The organism is Pseudomonas sp. AGC41 (assembly GCF_057334555.1).
Genome location: NZ_JBHFJB010000124.1, coordinates 28,457 through 54,849, shown reverse-complemented (window position 1 = coordinate 54,849; position 26,393 = coordinate 28,457). Strand labels below are relative to the sequence as shown.

Annotated in this window: 23 protein-coding genes; 6 read left to right on the top strand and 17 right to left on the bottom strand. The window is 61.6% G+C overall.

The features are described from left to right. Positions 1-27: 27 nt before the first annotated feature. The 15 genes from ACE04F_RS21485 to ACE04F_RS21415 form a co-directional block, all read right to left on the bottom strand. Positions 28-1,593 (bottom strand): flagellar hook-associated protein 3, encoded by a 1,566-nt coding sequence (locus ACE04F_RS21485; RefSeq protein ID WP_486109828.1) that lies wholly within the window; start codon positions 1,591-1,593, stop codon positions 28-30. 13 nt (positions 1,594-1,606) lie between these two features. Next, positions 1,607-3,673, bottom strand: coding sequence for a flagellar hook-associated protein FlgK (gene flgK / locus ACE04F_RS21480; protein WP_486109827.1), 2,067 nt, complete (start codon positions 3,671-3,673; stop codon positions 1,607-1,609). Between the two features lie 10 nt (positions 3,674-3,683). Then, the gene (flgJ, locus tag ACE04F_RS21475; RefSeq protein ID WP_486109840.1) at positions 3,684-4,988 is read right to left on the bottom strand and encodes a flagellar assembly peptidoglycan hydrolase FlgJ; all 1,305 of its coding nucleotides are present in this window, start codon (positions 4,986-4,988) and stop codon (positions 3,684-3,686) included. 14 nt (positions 4,989-5,002) lie between these two features. Next, positions 5,003-6,073 carry a flagellar basal body P-ring protein FlgI gene (locus ACE04F_RS21470; protein ID WP_161798353.1) on the bottom strand — a complete coding sequence of 357 codons (1,071 nt, stop codon included), beginning with the start codon at positions 6,071-6,073 and terminating at the stop codon, positions 5,003-5,005. Positions 6,074-6,118: 45 nt separating this feature from the next. Next, positions 6,119-6,814 (bottom strand): flagellar basal body L-ring protein FlgH, encoded by a 696-nt coding sequence (flgH, locus tag ACE04F_RS21465; RefSeq protein WP_486109826.1) that lies wholly within the window; start codon positions 6,812-6,814, stop codon positions 6,119-6,121. Between the two features lie 71 nt (positions 6,815-6,885). Beyond that, positions 6,886-7,671: a flagellar basal-body rod protein FlgG gene (flgG, locus tag ACE04F_RS21460; RefSeq protein WP_053120245.1), complete on the bottom strand. Its 786-nt coding sequence runs from the start codon at positions 7,669-7,671 to the stop codon at positions 6,886-6,888. Positions 7,672-7,720: 49 nt separating this feature from the next. Then, positions 7,721-8,458 carry a flagellar basal body rod protein FlgF gene (locus ACE04F_RS21455; RefSeq protein ID WP_486109825.1) on the bottom strand — a complete coding sequence of 246 codons (738 nt, stop codon included), beginning with the start codon at positions 8,456-8,458 and terminating at the stop codon, positions 7,721-7,723. 173 nt (positions 8,459-8,631) lie between these two features. After that, positions 8,632-9,783, bottom strand: a complete 1,152-nt coding sequence (gene rffA, locus ACE04F_RS21450) for a dTDP-4-amino-4,6-dideoxygalactose transaminase (RefSeq protein ID WP_486109824.1) — start codon at positions 9,781-9,783, stop codon at positions 8,632-8,634. A gap of 51 nt (positions 9,784-9,834) precedes the next feature. Next, positions 9,835-10,512: a metallophosphoesterase family protein gene (locus ACE04F_RS21445; RefSeq protein ID WP_486109823.1), complete on the bottom strand. Its 678-nt coding sequence runs from the start codon at positions 10,510-10,512 to the stop codon at positions 9,835-9,837. Continuing rightward, positions 10,493-11,470, bottom strand: a complete 978-nt coding sequence (locus ACE04F_RS21440) for an ATP-grasp domain-containing protein (RefSeq protein WP_486109821.1) — start codon at positions 11,468-11,470, stop codon at positions 10,493-10,495. Before ACE04F_RS21440 ends, ACE04F_RS21445 begins: the two co-directional genes overlap by 20 nt. Further along, a complete protein-coding gene (locus ACE04F_RS21435) occupies positions 11,467-12,315 on the bottom strand; it encodes an NAD-dependent epimerase/dehydratase family protein (protein WP_486109819.1) in 849 nt (282 codons plus the stop codon). Before ACE04F_RS21435 ends, ACE04F_RS21440 begins: the two co-directional genes overlap by 4 nt. Beyond that, on the bottom strand, positions 12,312-13,040 hold the full coding sequence (locus ACE04F_RS21430) for a class I SAM-dependent methyltransferase (RefSeq protein WP_486109817.1): 729 nt from the start codon (positions 13,038-13,040) through the stop codon (positions 12,312-12,314). Before ACE04F_RS21430 ends, ACE04F_RS21435 begins: the two co-directional genes overlap by 4 nt. A gap of 45 nt (positions 13,041-13,085) precedes the next feature. Further along, a complete protein-coding gene (locus ACE04F_RS21425) occupies positions 13,086-16,631 on the bottom strand; it encodes a glycosyltransferase family 2 protein (protein ID WP_486109815.1) in 3,546 nt (1,181 codons plus the stop codon). A gap of 52 nt (positions 16,632-16,683) precedes the next feature. Next, a complete protein-coding gene (locus tag ACE04F_RS21420; protein ID WP_486109813.1) occupies positions 16,684-17,385 on the bottom strand; it encodes a WbqC family protein in 702 nt (233 codons plus the stop codon). Between the two features lie 147 nt (positions 17,386-17,532). After that, positions 17,533-19,092 carry a sigma-54-dependent transcriptional regulator gene (locus ACE04F_RS21415; RefSeq protein ID WP_486109811.1) on the bottom strand — a complete coding sequence of 520 codons (1,560 nt, stop codon included), beginning with the start codon at positions 19,090-19,092 and terminating at the stop codon, positions 17,533-17,535. A gap of 395 nt (positions 19,093-19,487) precedes the next feature. Between ACE04F_RS21415 and phhA the strand changes: the two genes are divergently transcribed. From phhA to ACE04F_RS21400, 3 genes are all read left to right on the top strand, one after another. After that, the gene (gene phhA / locus ACE04F_RS21410; RefSeq protein WP_305499558.1) at positions 19,488-20,273 is read left to right on the top strand and encodes a phenylalanine 4-monooxygenase; all 786 of its coding nucleotides are present in this window, start codon (positions 19,488-19,490) and stop codon (positions 20,271-20,273) included. A gap of 99 nt (positions 20,274-20,372) precedes the next feature. Then, positions 20,373-20,729, top strand: a complete 357-nt coding sequence (locus ACE04F_RS21405; RefSeq protein WP_055101412.1) for a 4a-hydroxytetrahydrobiopterin dehydratase — start codon at positions 20,373-20,375, stop codon at positions 20,727-20,729. After that, entirely contained in the window at positions 20,729-21,922 is a 1,194-nt protein-coding gene (locus ACE04F_RS21400) for an amino acid aminotransferase (protein WP_486109809.1), read from the top strand. Before ACE04F_RS21405 ends, ACE04F_RS21400 begins: the two co-directional genes overlap by 1 nt. A 175-nt stretch (positions 21,923-22,097) precedes the next feature. On the opposite strand, the gene ACE04F_RS21395 is transcribed toward ACE04F_RS21400, so the two are convergent. Further along, complete coding sequence (locus tag ACE04F_RS21395) at positions 22,098-22,661, bottom strand: NAD(P)H nitroreductase (protein WP_486109807.1); 564 nt, start codon at positions 22,659-22,661, stop codon at positions 22,098-22,100. A gap of 155 nt (positions 22,662-22,816) precedes the next feature. Between ACE04F_RS21395 and ACE04F_RS21390 the strand changes: the two genes are divergently transcribed. Further along, positions 22,817-24,271: a TrkH family potassium uptake protein gene (locus ACE04F_RS21390; protein WP_434601487.1), complete on the top strand. Its 1,455-nt coding sequence runs from the start codon at positions 22,817-22,819 to the stop codon at positions 24,269-24,271. On the opposite strand, the gene ACE04F_RS21385 is transcribed toward ACE04F_RS21390, so the two are convergent. Continuing rightward, positions 24,228-25,283, bottom strand: coding sequence for an AraC family transcriptional regulator (locus ACE04F_RS21385; RefSeq protein WP_486109804.1), 1,056 nt, complete (start codon positions 25,281-25,283; stop codon positions 24,228-24,230). The genes ACE04F_RS21390 and ACE04F_RS21385 overlap by 44 nt on opposite strands. A 159-nt stretch (positions 25,284-25,442) precedes the next feature. Here ACE04F_RS21385 and ACE04F_RS21380 point away from each other — a divergent pair, with 159 nt between their 5' ends. Continuing rightward, positions 25,443-25,754 carry an Mpo1-like protein gene (locus tag ACE04F_RS21380; RefSeq protein WP_486109803.1) on the top strand — a complete coding sequence of 104 codons (312 nt, stop codon included), beginning with the start codon at positions 25,443-25,445 and terminating at the stop codon, positions 25,752-25,754. Between the two features lie 11 nt (positions 25,755-25,765). Further along, the gene (locus ACE04F_RS21375; RefSeq protein ID WP_486109801.1) at positions 25,766-26,347 is read left to right on the top strand and encodes an HD domain-containing protein; all 582 of its coding nucleotides are present in this window, start codon (positions 25,766-25,768) and stop codon (positions 26,345-26,347) included. Positions 26,348-26,393 lie beyond the last annotated feature (46 nt).

The following is a 26,393-nucleotide window of genomic DNA, read 5'->3' as shown; positions in this document are numbered from 1 at the left end:
GTATAGCGTCACGGTCCCTGCCCTGGATCACATTTTGTTGAACAACCCCAATTGAGCGATCTTGCTGAACGCCAACTGCGACGCCTGAAGCATAGTCTGCTGCAAAGTGAGGCGCGTCATCACTTCCGCCGGATCGGAGTCACGGATCGCCGACTGGGTTTGCGAGTTGGCGAGGACAAAGCTCTGGTTGGTATCGCTCTGGGTATCGAGCGACTGACCGCGTCCGCCGACCGAACTCAATGCACTGGTCAAGTGGTCGGTGCCGCTGGCCAGGTTACCGATGCCCGAAGCCAACGCCGCGTTCAGCTTCTGGATAGCGATGTTGCTGCCATCGGCCGGCGTGTTCAAAGCAGTCCGCAACTGGCTCACGGTGTCCAGGACGTTCTGCGTCTCGTGGGTATTGACCGCGATGCTGAACTGATCGTTGGCCGCCGGGGCTCCATTGAGTGTGAAACTCACCCCGGATGCGGTGGCGACGTTGCCCGCCAGGGTGCCGCTGGACACCGGTTTGCTGTCTGCGGTCAGTGGCGCGGCGTACAGGTCGAAATCCGTGGCGCTGGTGAATTTCAATACCGCCGAGCCTGTCGGGAAGCTGGCGTGGTAGGCCACCGGGTCGCTGATCTGGCTTGCGGTGATCTGGGTCGCGGTGGCGTTGCCCGGGCTGCGGGCCGGCGTGAACGAATCGGGTTTGGCGGCCAAGGTGAAGGTATGACCGGGCAACACCGTGCCTGCAACATCGCCTGCATGAAGGTTGACGTTCAAGGTCAAGTCGACACCGCGAAAGCTCACGGTCTGGCCGGCCTGGCTGTTGGGATCAATAGCCCCGCCCTTGCTGGCTTCGGCAGTCACATCGTTGCCGCCTGAGTCGGTGATTTTCAGCTGGGTGCCGCTGGTGAACTCCACAGTGTACGGTTCGCCACTGCGGAATTGGCTGTTGTAGCTCACGCCGGAGGACACTTGGCCGTTGGTCAGCACCACGCGCCCATCATCCACCGCCGGCGCGGTCATGGTGACCTGGGTGCGGCTGGTGTTGACGGCTTGCTGGAACACTTCCCAGCCGGTGCTGTTGGTGGCCATGGTCATGGTGTCGCCGATCGGCAGGTCCAGGGTCACCTGGTCGCCGTTGTAGCTGTAGGTGCCGTCGTCGTTGCGGGTAAACGGTACGATATCGCCCTTGGAACCGGCGAAGATATATTTGCCGTTTTCGTCCTTGGTGTTCATCAGGCTCAGCAACTGATCCTCGATCGAACCCAACTCCGACGCCACTGCTTTACGGTCTGCGTCGGTGTAGGCGGCGTTACCGGCACTCACGGCCAATTCCTTGGCGCGCTGCAACACGTTGCCAATGCTGGTCATGACCGCTTCGGTCGTGCCCAGGGTCGCCTTGATGGTGGTGACGTTGGCTTCGTATTGAGAAAGCATCGACGCCTGGTTGCCTAACTGCAGCAGGCGCGAAGCCCCCACCGGATCATCAGCGGCGGTGTTCACCCGCACGAGACTGCTGGCTTCCTCGCTGCTCTTGACCACCTTGGCGAAGTTTTTCTGATAGTTCGCAGCCGTGCTTTCGTAGAACTGAGAAGTAGAAATGCGCATGGGCTACGGCTCCTTAAAGACTGTTGATCAGTGTGCTGAAGATTTGTTGCGCCGCCTTGATGATCTGCGAAGACGCGGTGTAGTACTGCTGGAACTTGACCAGGTTGCCGGTTTCTTCATCGAGGTCGACGCCGGACAGCGAGTCGCGGGCATTCTTGGCGTTATTCAGGATCGCGCCAGTGGCGGCGCTGTCCAGCTTGCCTTGGGCCGCCTTGGCGCCGACGCCTTCCACCAGCTTGCCGTAGGCATCGTTCAGGGAAATGCCTTTGCTGGCGGAGTTGGTGTCTACGGTCTTGGCGGTCTGCAAGCCGGCCAGGATGGTCCCGTTACGGTTGTCCAGGCTGCCGGGCTGGCTGAGGCTGATGTTGATACCCGCACCCTGGGATGGCGCGCCGGCGATGGACATGTCGAATGCGACAGTGCGCTGCACCGGCGGCACGGACGAATCCATGATCGGGGCGCCGGTGGCGTCCTTGAGCGGAACGCTCAGGCTCAGGGTGTTGCTCTGGCCCGGTTTGATCGTACCGGCGCTGATCGTACCGCCCTGGGCGTCGAGCAACTGGTAAGCCTGGCTGGTGCCATCGGCCGAAGTCGCGCCGAACACCACTTTGACCGGCATCGAGTTCTTGATGCCGTTCTGGATGATGCTGGTGGTGGCTTCGTCGTAGATGTCCAGCTTGGTGGTCAGGGTCGGCTGGCCGCTGGCCGGAATGGTCAGCGTGCCGCTGCCGCCCGGCGTGATGGCGGCGCCCAGCGGCGCGGCAATCGCCAGCCGCTTGGAGTCGGTCATCTCGGTCTTGATGCTTCCCGCCGCGTTGCGGGTCGGGGTGATCTTGAACGAATCCCCCGCTGCCGCGGTGCCGTTGGCGAAGGTCAGCGAGAAACCGTCGACCACCGGCGCCGGCGTGGTCGCAGTGCTGAACGCCCCCATCGGCGTGTTGTCGGGCAGGCGCTGGACGGTGTAGTTGGTGCCGCTGGTGAAGGTGATCTTGTAGTCGTTGGTGGTCAGCTTGCCGGTGTCTTCGATCGACACGTTGAAGTTGCCGGACCCGGCGCTGTTGCCCAGCGAGGCGACGCTGCGCTGGCTCATCTGGGCGGCGCTGTTGATGCTGCTGAACAGATTGGAGCCAAACGCACCGTTCTTGTCGATGCCCGAGGCCTGGATGCTGTTCATCTGGTCGGCAACGACCAGCGCCACGCGCCCCAGTTCGTTCATGGCAGGATCGAGCACGGTGCTGCGGTAGCGCATCAGGCCACCGATTTCCCCTCCGGTCATGACCTGGGTGAGGTCCATGACGCTGGAGCCACTGTTGAGCTGGATGCCCATGCGGCCCGGATCGTTCTTGTCCGGTACTGCTTCGAGTTTATTGGTGATATTGCCCATCACCAGTGGCTGGCCGGAACCCAGGTAGATGTCCAGGCTGCTGCCGTTCTCCACGACCTGCGTGCCGGTGAAGGTCGACAGCTGGCGAATGGTTTCGCTGCGGGCGTCGAGCAGGTCATTCGGAGCGCCGCCGGAGTTGGAGACTTCGGCGATTTTCTTGTTCAACTGGGCGACGGTGGTGGCCAGGCTGTTGATCTGCTCGACCATGTTCGACAGGTTGCCGTTGATGTTCTCGCTCTGCGCGGTCAGCTGGCTGGCAACCGAGTTGAAGCGGTTGCTCAGGGCCTGGGCATCGCTGAGCAGCAACTGGCGGGAGGCATCGTCGCCTGGCTTGGCGTTGACGTTCTGCACCGAGGCGAAGAACTTGGTCAGTGCGCCATTGAGGCCGGTGCCGCTGTCCGACAGCAGCGAATCGAGTGGGGTGATCTGCCCCTGATAGGCCGCCGCATCGCTGTTCAGCGAGGTGGTGGTCTTCAGTTGTGCTTCAAGGTACGAGTTATAGACCCGGCGCACGTCAGCCAAGGTCGTGCCGGAGCCGATGAACACGTTGCCGTACTGGTTCGACGCCTTGGTGGTCTGCACGGTCTGCTGACGCGAATACCCAGCGGTATCGACGTTGGCGATGTTGTTACCCGTGGTCACCAGTGCGGTCTGGCTTGCGGACAGACCCGACATCCCGATATTGAGCAAACTCATGGTTCAGACCTTATAAAGTCGTGGTGGCACCAGCCGAGGCGTAGTTCTGGTAACTCGTCATCTGCCGGGCTATGTTCGAAATCTTGTTGGCGTAGTTCGGGTCGGTGGCGTAACCGGCCTTCTGCAACTCGCGTACAAACTGTTCCGGGTTATCGGCCGACTTCAGCACAGCTTGATAGCGGCTGTTGCTTTGCAGCAGATTGACCAGGTCATGAAAACTGTCGCGGTACGAGGCGTAGGAACGGAATTCGGCCGTCTCCTTGACCATCTCGCCATTGCGGAATTCGCTGGTGATGGCGCGCGCCGAATCGCCCGTCCAGTTCTTGCTGGCCTTGATGCCGAACAGGTTGTGGCTGCTGCTGCCATCGGGCTGGCGCATCACCGATTTACCCCAGCCGGTTTCCAGCGCGGCCTGGGCCACCAGGTAACGTGGGTCGACGCCGATACGGTCCGCCGCTTCCTTGGCCATTGGCAGCATGGCGTCGACGAATTCATCGGCATCGCGGAAGGCCTTGCGCGCCGGTGCCAGCGGTGGCTGGGCCACGGCGCGGCCGTAAACCTGCATGTCACCTTTGGGCTCGGCAGCCTTGAGCGCGGCCAGCCAGTCGCCATTGGCCAGCTCACCGGAAGCCGGCTTGACGGCGGCAACGGCGCGATCCGCCAGGATGTTCTGCGCGGGGGCCTCGGTCGAAGCCGCAGCCGCAGGCACCAGCCCGGCGAGCAAGCGGTCGGCCAGTTTCGGCGGCAGGGCCAGGCGGCGCTGGTTGAGCAGTTCCATGTCGTTGCGGTGCACGCCTTCGCCTGCACCTTGCGGCGCGTTGACAGCCCGCGAAGCCCACAGTGGGCGCTGACCATTGGTGCGCGACAAAGGCCCTTCGGTGGGCAGCGTTCCGGCGGCCACCGGCGTTGCAACCGGCTTGGCTACCTTGTCCAGCGCCTCCTGCTGCTTGGCAGCCGACAACGTGGCCGCTTCACCTGGCGCCGTCGGTTTGTTCTTCGACATCTGGCGCAGCAGCACGTCGGCCAGGCCGATACCGCCGCCCTCGCGGGACATGGAAACGGCCAACTGCTGGTCGTACATTTCCTGGTATTGCTTGGCTTCCGGCGTGTTCATGGGGTTGTCCTTGCCCAGGGCCTCGGTGGCCGAACGCATGGACTTGAGCATTTCGCCGAGGAACAGCGACTCGAACTCCTGCGCCACTTTGCGCAAATTGCCTTCGCTGTTCTTATCGCCGACCTTGAGCTGGTTGAGGCGATTGAGGTCCGAATAGGACGCTGAATCCCCACTGACCAAGGCGCCTTTGCGCATATCCACCATGACCGCTTTCCTTAAATCACGATCAGGTCGGCTTGTAACGCGCCGGCCTGCTTCAAGGCTTCGAGAATCGCCATCAGGTCGCCCGGTGCCGCGCCGACCTGGTTCACCGCCCGGACGATTTCATCCAGGGTGGTGCCCGGGCCGAACTTGAACATCGGCTTGGCTTCCTGTTCGGCATTGACCCGTGAGCGCGGAACCACGGCGGTCTGGCCGTTGGACAACGGCCCCGGCTGGCTGACGATCGGGTCTTCGGTGATGGTCACGGTCAGGCTGCCGTGGGTCACGGCGGCCGGCGAAACCTTGACGTTCTGGCCGATAACAATGGTACCGGTACGCGAGTTGATGATGACTTTCGCCACCGCCTGGCCCGGATCGACCTCGAGGTTTTCGAGGATCGACAGGTAGTCGACGCGCTGGCTCGGATCCAGTGGCGCGGTGACGCGAATCGAGCCACCGTCGATGGCCTGGGCCACGCCTGGGCCGAGCATGTCGTTGATCTTGTCGACGATGCGCTTGGCGGTGGTGAAGTCGGAACGGTTGAGGTTCAACGTCAGGCTGTTGCCTTGGTTAAAGCCGCTCGGCACCGCACGTTCAACCGACGCACCACCGGGAATACGGCCGGCCGACGGAACGTTGACGGTGATCTTCGAACCGTCGCGCCCCTCAGCATCGAACCCGCCCACCACCAGGTTGCCCTGGGCGATGGCGTAGACGTTGCCGTCGATCCCCTTGAGCGGGGTCAGCAGCAAGGTGCCACCACGCAGGCTCTTGGAGTTACCAATGGACGACACGGTGATATCCACTTGCTGGCCGGGCTTGGCGAACGCCGGCAGATCGGCACTGATCGACACCGCCGCGACGTTCTTCAACTGCACGTTGCCGGAACCGGCCGGCACCTTGATGCCGAACTGCGACAACATGTTGTTGAAGGTCTGCAGGGTGAACGGAGTCTGGGTGGTCTGGTCGCCGGTGCCATTGAGGCCCACGACCAGGCCGTAGCCGATCAACTGGTTGGAACGCACGCCGGAAATGCTGGCGATGTCCTTCAGGCGCTCGGCTTGAGCGGTGAAGGCTGCCGACATCACCAGGGCACCGATCAACAGCTGTTTAAGATTCAACTTGATCACCTAGAAAGGGAACTTCGGGCTGAGGAAGAAACGGTCGAACCAACCTGGCTGACTCGCATCGGCAAAGGCACCAGTGCCCGAATAGGTGATGCGCGCATCGGCCACGCGGGTCGACGGAACAGTGTTGTCGGTGGAGATGTCATCGGCGCGAACCATGCCGGCGATGCGCACCAGTTCGTCACCGGTGTTGAGCGTCAGCCACTTCTCGCCCCGCACGGCGATGATGCCGTTGGGCAGCACATCGGCTACGGTCACGGTGATCGAACCGGTCAGGCTGTTGCTCTGGCCGGACTGGCTGTCGCCACTGCTCGATCGGTCGGAACCGTAGCCGGCATTGAGGCTCAGGTCGCCGCCACCGATGGGATTGTTGGTGGTCAGGCTGGAGCCGAACAACGACGTCAGGCCGACGCTGGTCTCGCTGCTCTTGTCGATCTGCGAGTTGGCGTTCTTGCTGGCCTGGGTCCGCTCGTTCAGGGTGATGGTGATGATGTCACCGACCCGGAAAGCCTTGCGGTCGCTGTACAGGTTCTGCTCGAAACCGGCCTGGTAGATCGAACCGTTATTGGCCGCCGCCGGCAACGGTGTGCGTGGCAACACCGGAGCGTAATACGGGTCATTGGGCCGCGGCGTTGGCGCGACACAGCCCGCCAGCGCGGTGATCCCACTCAGTGCCAGAACAGATACAAAGCGATTCATGACCCTACCTCTTGGTGTTGCAGGCGACCCTGGGGCCGCCCTATCTACGTAATGACGGATTTAGCGACGTATTACAGGTTCTGCGTGACGAACGAGAGCATCTGGTCGGCGGTGGAGATCACCTTGGAGTTCATCTCGTAGGCGCGCTGAGTGGTGATCATGTTGACCATCTCCTCGACGGTGCTCACGTTGGAGGTTTCCAGGGTGTTCTGCAGCGTGGTGCCGAAGCCGTTCAGGCCCGGGGTGCCGACCTGCGGCGCGCCGCTGGCGGCGGTTTCCAGGAACAGGTTGTTACCCACCGCCTGCAGGCCGGCCGGGTTGATGAAGTCAGCGGTCTGCAGGTTACCGATCACCTGCGCGGCCGGGTTGCCGGCCACGGTGATGGACACGGTGCCGTCACGGCCCACGGTGAATGTCTGCGCATCGTTCGGGATGACGATGGCCGGCTCCAGGGCGAAACCGCTGGCGTTGACGATCTGGCCGTTGGAGTCGAGGTGGAAGGTACCGTCACGGGTGTAGGACGTGGTGCCGTCCGGCTGCAGGATCTGGAAGAAACCGCGACCGTCGATCGCCATGTCCAGCGGCTGCTCGGTGGTTTGCAGGCTACCGGCGTTGAAATTTTTCTGGGTGCCGACAATCCGCACACCGGTACCCACTTGCAGGCCCGAAGGCAATTCGCTGTCCTGGGTCGACTGGGCGCCCGGCTGGCGTTTTACCTGGTAGAGCAGGTCCTGGAACTCGGCGCGATCACGTTTGAAACCCGTGGTCGAGACGTTCGCCAGGTTGTTGGAAATAGTGGAAAGGTTGGTGTCCTGGGCGGACAGACCTGTTTTGGCAACCCAAAGAGCCGGAAGCATTTGATTCTCCTCGTACGCCTGTTTTTCGGCGCGACGCTGTAATTAATAGTTAGATCTGCAAGACCCGAGCCATGGCCTCATCGCCTTCTTTGGCGGTGGTCATCATCTTGACGTGAAGCTCGAACTGCTTGGCCAGGGCCAGCACCGAAGTCATCTCATCCACGGCATTGACGTTGCTCGCTTCCTGGAACCCCGACACTAGCTGCACGTTGCCATCGATGGGCGCCGGCTGGCCGTCCTTGGAACGGATCGAGCCGTCCAGGCCTTTGGTCATGGTCTTGAGGTCCGGGTTGACCAGCTTGATGCGGTCCACTTCAGCCATCACCCGTGGGCCTTCGCCCATGGCGCGGATGCTGATGGTGCCGTCCTGGCCGATTTCGATTTTCTGCTCTGGCGGCACGGCGATCGGACCGCCGTTGCCCATCACCGGCATGCCGTTGCCGGCGCGCAGCACGCCAAGGGCGTCGACGTTGAGGCTGCCGGTGCGCACGTAGCTTTCGCCACCGTCGGGGTTCTGCACGGCCATCCAGCCCGGTCCGCTGACCGCCACGTCCAGGTCGCGGCCGGTTTCAATCAGCGCGCCCGGGGTGAAATCGGTGGCAGGCCGCTCGGACATGGCAAACGCCCGCGCCGGAAAGCTGTCGCCGAACACCGGCATTGAACGTGCCTGCTCCAGGTCTTTCTGAAAACCGTTGGTGGAGATGTTCGCCAGGTTGTTGGCATGGGCCCGCTGCGCCAGTGCGTTCTGGCTGGCGCCGGTCATTGCCACATAAAGGTACTTGTCCACTGTCGTTCCTCTGCATGCCGGACGTTTGCCGTCCACTGCTGTGTTGCAGAGCCTTAAGCAATTAGTAGACCAACTTTTTTCTGGCGGGCCCAGGCCCGTAAAACAAGGGCTCTGGGGTTTTAGCGGACATTGGTGGGTGGGGCCGAAGTCGAAAAACCGGCGGTGTCATGCCGCTAAGTGGCAAGCGTAGCCAAAGCATTGCCGAGTAAATCCACTACCCGGTCCTGCTGCTCGGTGGACAAACCCAGCCACATCGGCAAACGCAACAGACGCTCGGAATAACCGTCGGTGATGTCCATCGAGCCATGCGTACGCCCATAGCGCACGCCAGCGGGGGATGAGTGCAGCGGCACGTAATGGAACACCGGGTAGATGGCGTAACGCTTGAGCTCATCAAGAATGGCCTGGCGATCCACCTCGGGGGCGAGGAGTACGTAGTACATATGCGCGTTGTGCTGGCAATCCTCAGGAATTATCGGGCGACGCAGCGCACCTTGTTGCTCGAGGCCTGCCAACGCCGCGTGGTAATGGTCCCAGATAGCCAGGCGGCGGTCGGTAATGGCCTGGGCATCTTCCAGCTGGGCCCAGAGGAAGGCTGCGGTCAATTCGCCGGGCAGGAACGAGGAGCCCACCTCCTGCCAGGTGTATTTATCCACTTCGCCCCTGAAGAAGCGACTGCGATCGGTGCCTTTTTCGCGGATGATCTCGGCTCGCACCGCCATCGCGGGATCATTGACCAGCAATGCCCCACCCTCCCCCGAAATCACGTTCTTGGTCTCGTGAAAACTGAAGGCTCCGAGTTCGCCGATACTGCCCAGCGCCCGGCCCTTGTAGGACGACATCACCCCTTGCGCGGCATCTTCGACCACCGCCAGCCCATGCTTGCGCGCGATCGCCAGGATGCTGTCCATTTCGCAGGCCACGCCGGCGTAATGGACGGGCACGATAGCTCTGGTCCGCGAAGTGATCGCCGCCTCGATCAGGCGTTCGTCCAGGTTCAGCGTATCGGGACGTATATCGACGAAGACCGGCACCGCGCCGCGCAGCACAAAAGCGTTGGCCGTGGAGACAAAGGTAAAGGAAGGCAGGATGACTTCGTCGCCGGGCTGGATGTCCAGCAGCAAGGCAGCCATCTCCAGCGCAGCGGTACATGAATGGGTGAGCAATGCCTTGTCGCAACCCGTGCGCGACTCCAGCCAGCGGTGGCAACGCTTGGTAAATGGGCCATCGCCGGCGAGCATGTTGCCGAACTTGGCCTGGGCAATGTAATCCAGTTCCTTGCCGGTCATGTACGGACGGTTGAAGAATATCGTTTCGTTGCTCATTGCAAACGTCCCCAGGTGGGCAGGATGGTGGGTGGCGCATGGCAGAAAATCTCAAACCGCACTGATCCGCCCGCCTATCTGACTGCCTGTTTCAAGATTTTCGTAGAAGTATGGCGTGAACCCGGCCCTGTTCATGGCCTGTTGGGTTTCACCGATATCGTAGTCAACCCGATGCAGGTTGAACGCTTCACCGTCCCAGACCGCGAAACCCGCACGGGGGTCGCCGTCACGGGGTTGGCCAACCGAACCGGGGTTGCAATAGACCTTGCCCTCCCCACTCCACAAATACTGGACATGGGTATGGCCGGAGGCGAAATACCGTCCGGGCAAGGGGCCGAAATACGCGTCTGAAGGCCGCACGTATTCGTCCAGCGGATCGTTCCATCCGCCGTGGACGATGCTCAACTCGTGCTGCGTCGAGCGCTCCGGGAGCGATCCCAGCCAGGCCAGGTTCTGTGAAGTGATGACGCCCCGCTGGTAGTCCAGGCAAGCATTGGCGCTGTTGGAGCGAGGGCATCGCTCGTTCCTGGCCAGGTACCAGTCATGATTGCCCATCACGGAGAAAATATTCCGCTCGCGCAAGGCCTCGCAACACTCGTTGACCTGGCTGTAATAACCAGCCGTGTCGCCCAGACAGATAATTTGCGACACACCCAGCTCATCCAGCCTGGCAAGCACCGTCCGCAGGGCACTGTAATTGCCGTGGACGTCAGAAATGATCCCGATCATAGACAACGAAATCCTCTATATAACGAACGGCAAAGCCATTACGGATGGCTGGCTGGCTGGGCGTCTTGCCCTCGAGGTAATAATCCAGGCACATCGCTGCCTCGTTGTAGCCGAATGCGCGACGTATCGAACTGGTCGAGGATATTCGCGGATTGATCTCCAGCAGACTCCATGAGCCGTCGCTGCCACGCCGGAACTGCAGGTTGGTCGGCCCCACCGGCTTGAACGCGCGGCACAACCTGGTCACCGTCTGATCCAGCGAGTCATCCTGATACACCCAAGCCTTGGCGGTGGACCCGTCCGACGCCAGTCTGCGCTGGAACGCGATGATCGGACCGGCATCGCCCCGGCCGTCGCCAAACGCCGCCACGGTGAATTCGTCAGCCGCGCTGCCAATGATCGGCTGCGCCATCAGGTGGTCGCCGAGCAGTGCCGCGTGAGGCGTGAAATCGCGCTCCTGGTGAACCCAGACCAGCCCTTTGGAAGCGTAGCTCCGGCGCGGCTTGAGCAGGAACGGCAGCCCCAGGGCCGCCTTGAGCGAGTGAAAATCCCCCGACAGCAGGCTCGGAATACGGCTGACATCCCCAAGCTCCCGCAGCGCCTGGTCCATGGCCCACTTGTCCCTGGAAAGCTCGATCAGGTTCTGGTTGTTGAGCACGACCTGGCAGTCGAATGTGGCCAGCAACGCTCGGTTGTCCGAGAGCCAGTGGATGTCCTGTTCGATCCCCGGGATCAGCAGATCCACCTGGTGCCCGGCCAGTGTCTCGCCCAGCCATTGGCCGTACTCCGGTGCGCAGGTCAACGGGGCCTGCACGAACACATCGCTCCAGCCGCGACCAACCGCGTCGTCGTAGATATCGGTGCCGACCAGGCGCACGGAAGGGTCCGCCGCACGCAGCGACTTGAGCAACCCGTAGCCCATGATGGCGCCTACGCCCGTCACCATGACGGTCTTCATGACAGACTCTCCCGCTGCACTTTCATCAGTTCAAAGCCACCGCGAATGTCTATTCGCGGAATAAAGCCTATTTGCTCGTAGAGCTCATCCCCACAGTCGAAGGGAGGCAGATCGGGAATATCGCTTTTTTCAGGCAGAAAGCGCACATCTATCGGCTTGCCAAACGCCTCGAATGCGGCCTGGGCGATCTCGGAGAGACGCGGAGATTCGGGATGGCCGCAGTTGTACAGGCCAGCAATGCCTTTCTCCGCCACCCGCCCGCAGACCTCGGCGAGGTCACTCAGATGCAGGTAGTTGCGCCTGGCGTCGTTCTTCCCATACAACTGGACGGTTTGCCCCGCCTGAGCCTTGTCGGCGATAGCGTATAACAACGGCTGGTGCGGCCGGCACTGCTCGCCGCTGTCGTAGACCTGGCTGATGCGCAGGATGGTCAACGCCATGCCCCTTTCCTGGCAATACAGGCTCGTCACTTCTTCAGCATGGCGTTTGGAAAGCGAATAGATGCCAAAATAGGGGTCCGTCGGCTGATGGCTGGCCCAACGCGACGACAGCAGAATGAAATGATGCGCCCCACACTGTTCGGCCAGACGACAGGCAGCCAATGCACCGGCACTGTTGACCCGTTCGGCGCGAATCAGATCATCTGGCTCGCTGCCGCCGAAATCAGCCGCTGCCAGCACAACCACGTCGAAGCGCTCGTCGCAGGCGCAGGGCTGCTGGCTATTCAAGTCAAAGGCAATATCGGCGTCTCGGCGCCCCGCCAATTTGACTGGGCCATGGCGCGACAACGCCTGAGCGATTGCCTTGCCAATGACCGAAGTACTCCCTATGACCAGGCTTTTCATGATGGCGCGACTGTCGCTTCCAGCATCATTGCACAACACAGCTCTGGATAATCGATGCCCACGGTGCACATGGCCTGGATGATGTCCGGACTCAAGTTCAGCTCTTTCAATTGCCCGGTGGTGAAGGGTTTGAGAAATACGCCTTCCTTGCGCACCACCTGGAGCCCGGCGGCTTCAAGTTCCGCGGTCAGGGTCTGTAGTGAGTAGCTGCGCACATGACCCAACTCAAGATCACCACCGCCCAGGGCCGTCATGTCCCCAAGCAGCCCGGCAGCATGACCGAATCGCCGATGCAGGGACTCGCCGTTGGGAACCAGCACGAAGCATCGACCGCCGGGGGCAAGAAAACGCTTGAACCGTTGCAGTACAGTCTGTGGATCATCGACATGTTCAAGGATAAAACCCATCACGATCAGGTCGAAACGCTTGTCGGTGTCGAACGTCTCGAAATAACTTTCAACGACCTCGGCCGCATTGTCCGGGTATTGGCTCTTGAACTGGGCGATGACCGAGGCAGAACCATCGATGACCGTGTGCTCACTGAAGAACTGCGAAAAGCGGTGGGTGCTGAAACCATGGCCGACACCGAGCTCCAGCAGGCTTTGCGCCTGGGTACACAGCGCCATGATGCGCTGGGGATACCAATTGAGAATGATGTTGTTGTCGTACGCGTAGCCAAAGCTGTCGCTGTAGGCTGCGATGAAGGTATCGAGATCGTTGCTCATGTCACATGCTCTCCGCTGAGTGACCAAGGTCATAATTAATAGAGATCAATCGGCCAACCACGCCCGCCGCCAGGTATCCAGACGCTCGCCTTCGAGCAGCCACTGCGCACGCACGCTTGACTGCAAGGCATCTCCCAGCGTCGCGGAAGCCTCGCGGTCTTCCAGATGCAAGCGAATGGCCCGGATCCACTCTTGCGCCTCGTTACTCACCCGGGACAGCGGCAACACCTCACCACCGACAAAACCCGGCACCCGGCTGCAAATGACCGGATGCCCGCAAGCGGCATGCTGGAGGACACGCAGGTCGCCCGAGCAGGCATTGCCCAGGTTTTGCGCCATGGGTACCAATGCAAGATCAAGATTCAAGGCTGCCATGGCCGCCGCCAACTGCTGCTGCGCGACAGCTGGGTGCAGCTCCTTCAGGAACGGTTGCAGTGCCGCGGGGCAGTCACCCAACACCACGAAATCCACTTCGCCAGCGAACGCAGGTAGCACGTCGGCCAGCAACTCCGCATCCTTGCCACCCAGCCAGCCCAGGCGCGGCTTGGCACCCATGCGTCGTTTGCTTTGTACGCGCCCCCAGGCGGCCGGCAACAGGGTTTCCAGCACGCGGATGTCGTCATGCTGGCCTTGCAGCAGTTCGGCCAGCTCAGGCGTGGGTACCAGTACCCGATCAGCCTGCATCATTCCAAACCGCAGGCGCTCCAGCAGCTCATCGGCGGAGTAATCACCCTTCAATGCCATCTGCGGCAGGTAACCGTCCAGGTCGTAGACGGTGAATGCCTTGGAAAACGCTCTCAGACGGCTCAGGGCCAGCAGCCCGGCATCATCCAGCGGACGCTGCAAGACCACGGTGGTCGGAGCCAGACGCTCGATTTCCACCGGTGACAGCAGACTCGAAACAGCCGCGCCTTCAACCTGCCCCGCTTCAACCAATGTGCTGAATGGCTGGACCAGTCGTGAATAGGCCCCCACCTGCTGGTCAGTCACACACACCAGCACCCTCGGCACGCTACCTTGCAGCGGATACCAGCAAAGGTCCTTGTTCTCGCGGACAAAACCTTCGCCCGCGCGCAATGAAAAATTGGCGTTGTAGACGGGGTCGCGGGCCAGCTGCGGCAGCCAGCGGGCGAACAACGCCTCTTCCTGCTCGCTGTTGGCACGGGTGGTGTCTGGCAAAGCGTCGATCAGCAGTCGTGCGTAAGGCGTCCAGACGTTCAGGTAACCGGCCTGCTGCAACTTCAGGCACAGGTCCATATTGGTCCATGGCGCCAGCAGTGGATCGGTATCGAAACCACCGGCCTGAAGAAACAGCGCTCGCCGCAGCATCAGGCATTCGCCGCCTATCGCCGAGCAGTTCTGCTCAAGTCCGAGACGGCCCATGTAACCTTCGGCCTGGGCTGACAAGCCTGCAAAAGCCCGACCGACAATGCCACCCAGCCCCAACACAAGACCTGCCTGGCGTATACGCCCCTGGCTATCCTGCAACGTGCCGCCCACCGCGCCGACTTCCGGACGCTGAGCTTGATTGAGCAACGCCGGCAACCAACCCGGCTCAAGCACAGCGCTTTGTGCATCGAGCCAGAGCAGGTACTCGCCGCGGGCCTCTTGGGCCGCCGCGTTGCACATCGCCGCACGGGACTGCCCCGGCATGAAACGCAACGCCTGGAAACGGCCTGCGCCCATTTGCTCGACCAGGCCCAGCCACTCCAGCAAGGCGGGATCGTCGTTGCCCGGCTCAATCAGCAGGACCTCGAAATCCACCGCATCGGCCTGCGTCAACAGGCTTTCCAGGCAGCGCTGGAAATTCCCTAACTGGCCCTCCAGGTAGATCAGGATGCTGACCGAAGCCTGCCGCTCATGGCCGTAATCAATACGATAGCGACCCGGCGCATTGCCCAGCGCAATTGCTCGCGCCTGAGCGTAGCCACGCGCCTTGAGGTGCGCGTCAATGACCGCGCGCTCATCGGCGCATTCCGCCTGGCGCACCTCGTTGGCGATCAACAGGGGTTCGCTGACGTGGCCAATGCTGCCCAGCCCTTGCTCGCTGATCAGGCGCAATTGGTAGGCCAATTCAAAGGCTTCACCGCAGGCAGGGTCAAAACCGCTCAAGCGCACCAGCGCCTCACGACGGAACATCCAGTGCCGGCAAAGCCCGGCCGGAAACGCCAGGAGCAGGTCGAGGTTAAGGTCAGGCCGCAACGACAGGTCGACCACGCCGCCTATACGCAGCGCCTCGTCGGCGTACACCGCCAGGCAACTGTCAGGCGCATCCAGCAGATTCTGAGCCGTCACCAGCAAACCGGCAGCAGTAAACTCCTCGCCCGCCTCGACCAGCAAGCACCAGTCGGTCTGGGTGCCTTCGAGCAACTCGTTGATGGCAGCCGCCGGTTGCCGCGGATCACAGGCCAGCCACTGGACGTTGGCACGCCCCGGATCAATATCCCCCGCCACGCACACGTGGATGCGCTGGTACAACTGGCGATCCAGGCTGTCGAGGGTGTGAGCCAGCGCCAACTGATTGCCGTTATCGCGAACCAGCACCGTGAAGTCAGGCGCCGCCGCGTTTGCCAAGCGTTCATTGACCAGGCGCAATTGCTGCGCCGTCGGGTAGCGTTGGCGCAACCAGTCAAGCGCGCCCAGACGATTGCCGACCGCCTCTCGGGCAGCGGTTGCCTGGGTTTTCGTAATAAACACGTCCAACTGCTGCCAGAAAGAGGCGGTGCGTTCAACGTAGCGGTGCAACGCCTCACCGAGGCCTGCCCGGGCGTGTTCCAGGGCGTCCGGCTGATCGAGCATGGCAAAGCCGACACTGCCGAAGAAACTGTTGTCGAGCAGTGGTTGGTCGACACCGTGCCCTGGGATAAAAATCACCGGGCAACCGCAGAGCACGGCCATCACGCACGTCATCGACCACTCGTAGCTGTACATCACCTCGGCGCTGCGCAGAACCTTGGCCAGCTCGGGCAGGGACAAAGGATTGGCCATGCTCAGCAGGCGGATATCCGCTGGCAGCAGGGAGTAATCGATCTGATCCAGCGGATGGCGGTTCTGGTAAAGGTAGCTGCCCTTGCGCTCGGCTCCAGCGCCGACAGACGAGAACATTTCGATATCGATCGCGGGCAGGCACAACAGGTCGCCATCAGGGTCGCCACGATGTTCGGCGAGCCTGGCTGCGTAATAGAAAAACAAATCGTTGGGCGCGGCGTCCATGCCTTTTCCCGTGAGGAACCCCTCGAAATTCAGCAGGAAACGCGCGACCACCGAACAGTTGAGCGGATTGCCCGGGAACACTTCGGGATAGACCGCGATCGGCACCTTGCCCGCTGCGATATGGCGCTGTTTGATCGCAGAAGTGATTACCGGGGTCTTGAGGTCTGGATTGACCACTTCAGTGCCGCAGATGTAGGCCTCGCGGCCACTGAGATTAAGCATATGGCAGAGGTAGTGCAGCGAGACGACGCCCGACGATGAGTCCCGGTAGGCAGGCGCCAGGAAATAATAAGGATGCTCGGGCTTGGCATACATCAGTCGCAGACGCGCCAACGCCTGTTCGAGCGAATAAGCGTCCAGCTGCGCGAGGTTCGACATCGGGTGCAATCTCCACAATCAAATCAAAAGGGTGTCACTGGCAAAGGCACCGTCAGGCAGCCCCTTTCTCCAGAAAAGCCGAGGCATCCGCGCCGGTGTTGAACAACAGGTCAATGACACTGACTGCATGCTGGAAGTCGCCGTATACCTGCGGATATTCGGGATAGCCGGTATAGGTCATATATGAAATCTCGACACCGCTGGCGGCAAAGGCCGCTTCGTCGAGGTAATGACTGGCTGCGGGTCCCGAGAGGTACTCGCTGGCGCCGAGGGTCTGGCACAGGTGAATCAGGCGCTCATTCTTGCCCGCCACGCCACCCAGGTCCTCGGAACGGTAAAGCGGCGTGTGAATGCCCAACAGGGGACACAAGCCGGCGATGAAAAGCTGATTGATGCGGGTCAGGTGGGTAAAGTCGGCAGCCTGCTCGTAGAGCGCGCGAATCGGCCCCTCCATCTGAGCGAAACACGCCGCGCGCCGGTAGCTCTGTTCGATAGTCTTCCAGTGCGCGGCGGCCCAGTCCGGACTGCTGACCTGGGCTTCATTGATCAACTGGCCGAGACGGCCCTTCGTCGTGACCGGGATGCTCAGCCAGTGTTCGCCTTGGGCAGTCTTGATCTTGTTGCGGTTGCGCCAGTCGTTGCGGGTGTACTGGACGTCGTCATAAAGGATGAACGCATCGACGCTGCGGATCATGTCGAAATAGCCCTTCCAGGGAATGTAATTCGACTGCACCACAGCTATTTTCTTATGCATCCTGAACCTCACGTACGCAGCGGAAACCGGGGGCTCGGCCCTGTCAAAAAATCGCCACCGAACATGGATGAGCGGGGGACAGGACGGGATACAGCAAATCTCATACCAGCTGGTCAGCGAGCGTGAGCAGCCCGCCGTTGCTGCTCGCTAGGGCTCGGTTCTACCCACTTCATACTCACGCAACTTATTGGCAATGGTCGTATGGGAAACCCCCAGCCGCTTGCCCAGCTGGCGACTGCTCGGGTGTTCGGAGTACAAGCGCTCCAGCACCGCTTTCTCGAAACGCCCGACGATCTCGTCCAGCCCGCCCTCCAGGGAAAAATCGCCAAGCGGTTGGCGCACGCCGTAGTCCGGCAGGCGGATGTGCTCGGCCTTGACCTTTCCGCCGTCGCACAGGGAAACCGCCTGGAACAGCACGTTTTCCAACTGCCGGACGTTGCCCGGCCAATGGTAGTGGCTGAGGCGTTCCATCGCCGCCGGGGCGAGCCTTGGCAGCGGACAGCCAATCTGGCGACTGGCCTGGTCAAGAAAATGTTCCACCAATGGTTCCAGCCCATCGAGGCATTCGCGCAGCGGTGGGATGTGCAACGAAAGCACGTTCAAGCGGTGGTACAGATCCTGACGGAATTCGCCTCGGGCGCAGAGTTCGGACAAGTCCACCTGGGTGGCGCAGATCACCCGGACATCCAGGTAGACCTCTTCGTCACTGCCGACGCGACGAAAGCAGCCGTCCTGCAAGAAGCGCAGCAGCTTCACTTGCAGGCGCGGGCTCATTTCCCCAACGCCGTCGAGGAACAGCGTGCCGCCCGCGGTCAACTCCAACAGGCCGAGCTTGCCTTCGGCCCGGGCGCCTTCAAAGGCACCGGGGCCGTAGCCGAACAACTCGGTCTCGGCCATTGACTCCGGCAGCCCGGCACAGTTGAGCGCCATCAGCGGCGACTGCCCGCGCGGACTGGCCAGGTGACAGGCGCGGGCCAGCAGTTCCTTGCCGGTGCCGGTTTCGCCTTCTATCAGCAGCGGCGCGTCCAGCGGGGCCATGCGCCGCGCCTCGCGAACCACTGCCGCCATCACTTTCGAACTCTGGAAAATGCTGTCGAAGCCGCGCAGCTCCTGCTTGCGCACATTGTAGATACGCTCGCCGACCCGGTCAGCGCGGTGCAGGGTCAACACCGCGCCGGCCATGGCCTCGCTGTCGTCGTGCTCCGACTGCAGCGGGGCGATGTCCGCCAGGAACACATCGCCCCTGACCTTGACGCGCAGTCCGTTGATACGCGACTGGTTGGCGCGCACCAGCTCCGGCAAGTCGAAATCCTCGGCGTAGCGGGACAGCGGGATGCCCGGCACTTCGTCGACCCGCACCCCGAGCAACTGCGCCGCCGCCCGGTTGGCCGCAACGATGGAGCCGCCCATGTCGATGGACAGCACCGGAAACTCAAGGGCGCCGAGCAGGGCGTTGAGCTCCATGTGCCGACGCTCGCTGGGCATCAGCCCTACCCGCTTGACGCCGAATACCCCGGCGATACCTTCGAACTTCGGACGCAACGCCTGGAACTGGATATTGATCAGGTTCGGACAGTGCAGATAAATCGCATTGCCGTGCTCGCCCCCCACTTCGCCACGGGCGACGTTAATGCCGTATTCCACCAACAGGTTGAGGATGTCCCGCAGGATGCCGATGCGATTCTGGCAATGGACTTTGATGCGCATAAAAGGCCCCAGGTGCATATGAGATAGAAAAGCGCGCCATTCCAGCCCTTCTGTGGCGAGGGAGCTTGCTCCCGCTGGGCTGCGCAGCAGACCCAAAACAGGGGCCGCTTCACGCTCCAGCGCCCCCCCCCCCCCCGCCACAGGTTTTTTCGGCGCAACAGCGCAAATAGTCGTCAAGATTATGTGACAGATGTAGGCCGTTTCCCACCTGAAAACCCCGTAAAGATCGCAGCACCCACCAGTTCGTAACGAAAACTTTACAGATCAACCCATCATTCCCTCAATCCATCGTCGCCAAGCCGATGTGCACTCCGCAGCTTCGGGTTATCTCTAACGCATCGCTGGACATAACAAAAAACAAGTCTTCCCTTGAGGGATAACAGCAGGAGAGCAGCATGAAGCAGACGCAATACGTGGCCCGCGAGCCCGATGCGCAAGGTTTTATCGACTACCCCGCCGAAGAACACGCGGTGTGGAATACGCTGATCACCCGCCAGCTGAAAGTGATTGAAGGCCGCGCGTGCCAGGAATACCTGGACGGCATCGACAAGCTTGGCCTGCCCCACGACCGCATTCCGCAACTGGGAGAAATCAACAAGGTGCTCGGCGCGACCACGGGCTGGCAAGTCGCCCGGGTACCGGCGCTGATTCCGTTCCAGACGTTTTTCGAACTGCTCGCCAGCAAACAGTTTCCGGTCGCGACGTTCATTCGTACCCGTGAAGAACTCGATTACCTGCAAGAGCCGGATATTTTCCACGAGATCTTCGGCCACTGTCCGCTGCTGACCAACCCATGGTTCGCTGAATTTACCCACACCTACGGCAAACTTGGCCTACAGGCTTCCAAGGAAGAACGCGTTTACCTGGCGCGTCTCTACTGGATGACCATCGAGTTCGGCCTAGTGGACACCCCGCACGGTCGGCGCATCTACGGCGGCGGCATCCTGTCGTCCCCCAAGGAAACCGTTTATTGCCTGTCGGACGAGCCGGAGCATCAAGCCTTCGACCCGCTGGAGGCCATGCGCACGCCGTATCGCATCGACATCCTGCAGCCGGTGTATTTCGTCCTGCCCGAGCTCAAGCGCCTGTTCGACCTGGCCCACGAGGACATCATGGGCATGGTCAGGCGCGGCCGGGAACTGGGCCTGCACGCGCCGAAATTTCCACCGAAAGCGGCGTGAACCGCTACTTTTGCTTTTAATTGAGTCTGTTGCGCCACGCGGCTTTGCTTTAGCGTGGACGCATCGACGTTTACCAAATATTCGATCCGGGAACACACCATGAACACTCTGAACCAAGCCCATTGCGAAGCCTGCCGCGCCGATGCCCCGCAAGTCAGCGACGAAGAACTGCCGATCCTGATCAAGCAGATCCCCGACTGGAACATCGAAGTGCGCGACGGCGTGATGCAGCTGGAAAAGGTCTTCCTGTTCAAGAATTTCAAGCACGCCCTGGCGTTCACCAATGCGGTCGGTGAAATCTCCGAGGCCGAAGGGCATCACCCCGGCCTGCTCACCGAGTGGGGCAAAGTCACCGTGACCTGGTGGAGCCACTCCATCAAGGGCCTGCACCGCAACGACTTCATCATGGCCGCCCGTACCGACGACGTCGCCAAGACCGCCGAGGGCCGCAAGTAATGCATTTCGATGCCATCGGCCGTGTGCCCGGCGACCCGATCCTCGGCCTGATGGAGGCCTACGGGGCGGACAGCAATCCTGGCAAGTTCGACCTCGGCGTGGGTGTCTACAAGGATGCCCAGGGCCTGACGCCGATTCTCCAGTCGGTGAAACAGGCCGAGCAGCAATTGGTGGACCACCAATTCACCAAGACCTACATCGGTGGCCATGGTGACGCCGCGTTCGGCCGGTTGATCAATGAACTGGTGCTCGGCGTCGATTCAGCGCTGCTCGCCGAGAAACGCGCCGGCGCCACCCAGACACCAGGCGGTACCGGCGCCCTGCGCTTGAGCGCCGACTTTATTGCCCAATGCCTGCCGGGCCGTGGCGTCTGGCTGAGCAACCCGACCTGGCCTATCCACGAGACGATTTTCGCCGCCGCCGGCGTCAAGGCCAGCCATTACCCCTACGTCGGTGCCGACAACCGCCTGGATTTCGAGGCAATGCTGGCAACCTTGAACCAGGTGCCAAAGGGTGACGTGGTGCTGCTGCACGCCTGTTGCCACAACCCCACCGGTTTCGACCTGACCCACGAACAATGGCGCCAGGTGCTCGACGTGGTGCGCAGCCGCAACCTGCTGCCGCTGATCGACTTCGCCTACCAAGGCTTCGGCGACGGGCTGGAGCAGGACGCCTGGGCTGTGCGGTTGTTTGCCGAAGCGCTGCCCGAAGTACTGATCACCAGCTCATGCTCGAAGAACTTCGGTCTTTATCGCGACCGCACCGGTGCGCTGATCGTCTGCGCACGCGATGGGGAAAAACTGACCGCCATCCGCAGTCAACTGGCGAATATCGCTCGCAACCTGTGGTCGACGCCACCGGACCATGGCGCGGCGGTGGTTGCGACGATCCTTGGCGATCCGCAGTTGAAAGGCCTGTGGGCCGATGAAGTCCAAGCCATGCGCCTGCGCATCGCGCAGTTGCGCGGCGGATTGCTGGAAGCGCTCGAACCCCATGGTCTGCGCGAGCGCTTCGCCCATATCGGGGTGCAACGCGGGATGTTTTCCTACACCGGGCTCTTGCCGGAACAGGTCAGGCAATTGCGCGAGCGCCATAGCATCTACATGGTAGGCACTGGCCGGGCCAACGTCGCCGGCATCGACGCGACGCGCCTGGATGCGCTGGCACTGGCGATTGCGGATGTTTGCCGGTAACTTCACCAGGCTATTGCCGTTGTGGCGAGGAAGCTCGCTCCCGCTCGGCGGCGCAGCCGTCGTAAATTGGCTAACGCGTTCCGTCTGAAGGATTGCGTTGGCGCCTTTTGGGGCTGCTGAGCAGCCCAGCGGGAGCAAGCTCCCTCGCCACAAAAGCGGAGCCAGGCTGGTTTTCCTAAGCGCCCGTCCACTCCCGGACAAACTGCCCGACATCCTCTTTCGGCGCCAAGCGCGCCTCTTTCTGCGGCGTGCCAAGGTAAAGAAAACCAATCACTTCTTCGCCTTCTTCAAGCCCCAAGCCCCTGGCCACGTGCGGCGAATACGCCAATTCCCCGGTACGCCACACCCCGCCAATCCCCTGGGCATAAGCGGCCAGCAGTATCCCATGGGCCGCGCAGCCGGCTGCGAGCAATTGCTCAGGCTTGGGAATCTTGAAATGGTCCTGCAATCGCGCGATCACCACCACGACCAAGGGCGCGCGCAGCGGGCCGTTGAGGGCCTTTTCCACCACGGCTTCGGGCACCAGCGGATCGTTGAAGCGTGCCGCCTCGGCCAGCAGCTCACCCATGCGGTGACGTGCCTCGCCTTCGACGGTCAGGAAACGCCACGGGCGCAGTTGGCCGTGATCCGGCGCACGCATCGCCGCGGCGAACATGACCTGGCGCTGTTCGGGCGTGGGCGCAGGGTCCACCAGACGCGGAACGGAAACACGGTTGAGCAAAGCGTCGAGAGCCTGCATCGGCGACCTCCTGGAAAAATGTTCGGCTATTCTAGTGGCTTGTGCCGCCAGTTCGTTAGTGCAAATTCAGTTGCAAGCAGCGCCGGGCGCCGGTTTACATGCCGCTTGTCACAGGTAGAATGGCGCCCTTTCCCCTATCAGCCCGAGCGGACTTCATGGCGTTGCCGACCCTACGGATCATTGGTTTCATCATCGGCATCTTCCTGATCACCCTGGCGATCTTCATGATCGTGCCGATGGCCACGTTGCTGATCTACGAACGCACCAGCGACCTGCCATCGTTCCTCTGGTCGAGCATGATTACCTTTGTCGCCGGCCTCGCGTTGATTCTTCCCGGACGCCCGGAGCATATCCATCTACGCCCTCGGGACATGTACCTGCTGACGGTCAGCAGTTGGCTGGTGGTGTGTGTCTTTGCCGCGCTGCCATTCTTGCTGACCCAGCACATCAGCTACACCGATTCGTTTTTCGAAAGCATGTCGGGCATCACCGCCACCGGTGCAACCGTCCTCAGCGGCCTGGACACGATGTCGCCGGGGATCCTGATGTGGCGCTCGCTGCTGCACTGGCTCGGCGGCATCGGCTTCATCGGCATGGCGGTGGCGATCCTGCCGCTGTTGCGCATCGGTGGCATGCGGCTGTTCCAGACCGAATCGTCCGATCGCTCGGAGAAAGTCATGCCGCGCTCGCACATGGTGGCGCGGCTGATCGTGGCCTCCTACGTCGGCATCACCATTCTTGGCACGCTGGCACTGTGGTGGGCCGGGATGAGTCTGTTCGATGCGATCAATCATTCGATGTCAGCCATTTCCACCGGCGGTTTTTCCACCTCCGACCTGTCCCTGGCCAAATGGACGCAACCGGCCGTGCATTGGGTCGCTATCGTCATCATGATCCTCGGCAGCCTGCCATTTGCCCTGTATGTCTCGACCCTGCGCGGCAATCGTCGAGCGCTGATCAAGGACCAGCAAGTCCAGGGGTTGATCGGCGTGCTGCTGGTGACCTGGCTGGTGCTCGGCACCTGGTATTGGGCCACCACCGACCTGCATTGGCTCGATGCCCTGCGGCACGTGGCACTGAACGTGACGTCCATCGTCACCACCACCGGTTTTGCCTTGGGCGACTACAGCTTGTGGGGCAATTTCTCGCTGATGCTGTTCTTCTACCTGGGTTTCGTTGGCGGCTGCTCGGGCTCGACCGCCGGCGGGATCAAGATTTTCCGCTTCCAGGTCGCCTACATCCTGCTGCGGGCCAACCTTAACCAACTGATCCATCCGCGCGCGGTGATCAAGCAGAAATACAACGGGCACCGCCTCGACGAAGAAATCGTCCGGTCGATCCTGACGTTCTCGTTCTTCTTCGCCATCACCATCTGCGTCATCGCGCTGCTGCTGTCGCTGCTGGGCGTGGAATGGATGACGGCGCTGACCGGCGCGGCCAGTACCGTGTCCGGCGTCGGCCCGGGGCTTGGCGAGACCATCGGCCCGGCCGGCAACTTCGCCCCGCTGCCGGATGCCGCCAAGTGGATTCTTTCCGGCGGCATGCTGCTTGGCCGGTTGGAGATCATCACGGTGTTTGTGCTGTGTATTCCGGCGTTCTGGCGTCACTGACCGGCGTCGCTACAGCCCGCGCCCGGTATTCGCCGGGCGTGATGCCGAACCAACGACGAAAGGCCCGGAAAAAATTGCTCGGGTCGGCAAACCCCAACAGATAGGCCACTTCCAGCAGCGTCATGGTCGGCTGCGCCAGGTACTGCTCGGCCAGCTCACGGCGCGTATCGTCCAGCAAGCTTTGGAAACTCGTGCCCTCATCCTGCAAACGCCGCTGCAAGGTGCGTTGCGACAAATGCAGGGTCTGCGCGACCACGTCCCGCTTGGGCTCGCCCTGGGGCAGCAGCCGGCAGAGCACCTGCCGCGCCTGGTGGGTCACGCGGCTTCCGGAAAAGCGTGCGAGGTATTCGCCGGCAAACCGATCGTGGAGTTGCGCCATGGCCTCGTTGGCCGTGGGCAGCGGCGCCTCCATGTCCTCCTGCTGGAAAATCAGCGCATCGTAGGGGGCATCGAACACCAGTGGCGCGCCAAAAGCCTGTTGATAAGGTGCCAGGTCAACGGGTTCGGAACCCTGGAAGAGTACCTTTACCGGATGCAAGGTGCGTCCGGTCAACCAGCTGCACAAGGACAGCGCGCAGGCCAGCGAGGCTTCGGCACTTTGCCGGGTCGGCGGAAGGTGATCGCCATGCACGGTGAGAATCAGCCCATAGCCCTCGTCCAGATGGCGAAAACTCAAGTCGGCGCTTTCGGCAATGATCCGCTGGTAGCGCACCAGCCGCTGGAAGCCTTCGACCAGCGTGCGACTGGACATCAACGCGTAACCCACCACATGGAACGATGCCGGGCGTACCACCTTGCCCATGTTCAGGCCGATGGCCGGGTTGCCGGATCGCGCCACCGCCAATTGCCAGAGGCGCGTCATCGAGTCTTGGGTAAAGCGCGCGTCAGGATCCTCCAGCGCAGCAAAATCCAGCGCCAGCTGCTTGAACAGCGCCCGACAGTCCAGGCCGTCCATTTCCAACGCCTTGACAATCCCCATCGCCCAGCTTGAAGAAGTCGTTCGTTCGCTCATGACATTTGCTTGCATGACGAGCCGCAGGGTACGGCTGGATTTGCGAAGGATACTAAAGTGGCGCTGATTGTCACTGGCTGTTGCAAGTGCTCAATCTAGACTCAACGCAAGCGGCTCGACGCATCGGCCGCCAGAACAATAACCAAAGAGCCTGCAGTCTTGGAAAACACCAACCGATTTAATACCTTCGCCGAGTTCTACCCGTATTACCTCAGCGAACACAGCAACAGCACCTGCCGGCGCCTGCATTTCACCGGCACCTCCCTGGTCATCTTGGTTTTCGCCCTGGCCCTCGTCATCGGCGCCTGGTGGCTGTGGGTCGCGCTGCCGGTGGCCGGCTATGGCTTCGCCTGGGTCGGGCACTTTTTCTTCGAAAAAAACCGCCCTGCCACCTTCCAACATCCTCTCTACAGTCTGCTCGGCGACTTCGTCATGTACCGCGACATGCTGCTGGGCAAGGTGGCGTTCTAAGGAGATTGGCGATGACGTCTCACGCGCGCTTCACCCACATGCAGGACGGCAGCCGGGAAGACTGGGCGATCATCGCCGCCGACTTCAGCGCTTACGCGCGGCAGTTACCGGGCCGGATTCTCGCCCACCTGAGATTGCTTGATGGCGACTTCGGCGGTTTCCCCGTGGATCGCCTGACCCACTCCCTGCAAACCGCCACCCGTGCCCACCGCGACGGCCGGGACGAGGAGTACGTGGTCTGCGCGCTGCTCCACGACATTGGCGACACACTGGGCTCGTACAACCACCCGGACATCGCGGCGGCGATCCTCAAGCCATTCGTCAGCGCCGAGAACCTGTGGATGGTGGAAAAACACGGAATTTTCCAGGGCTACTACTTCTTCCATCACCTGGGCATGGACCGGCACCTGCGCGAGCAGTTTAGCCAGCACCCGCAGTACCAGGCGACGATCGATTTCTGTGCAAAATACGACGCCGCGGCGTTCGATCCCGCGTACGACACGCTGCCGCTGAGTTTCTTCGAGCCGATGCTGGAAAGGCTGTTCGCAGCGCCGAAGCAGTCGATCTACAAGGCGGCGATGGCAGAAACCTGAGAGCCCCTGTGGCGAGGGAGCTTGCTCCCGCTCGGCTGCGCAGCAG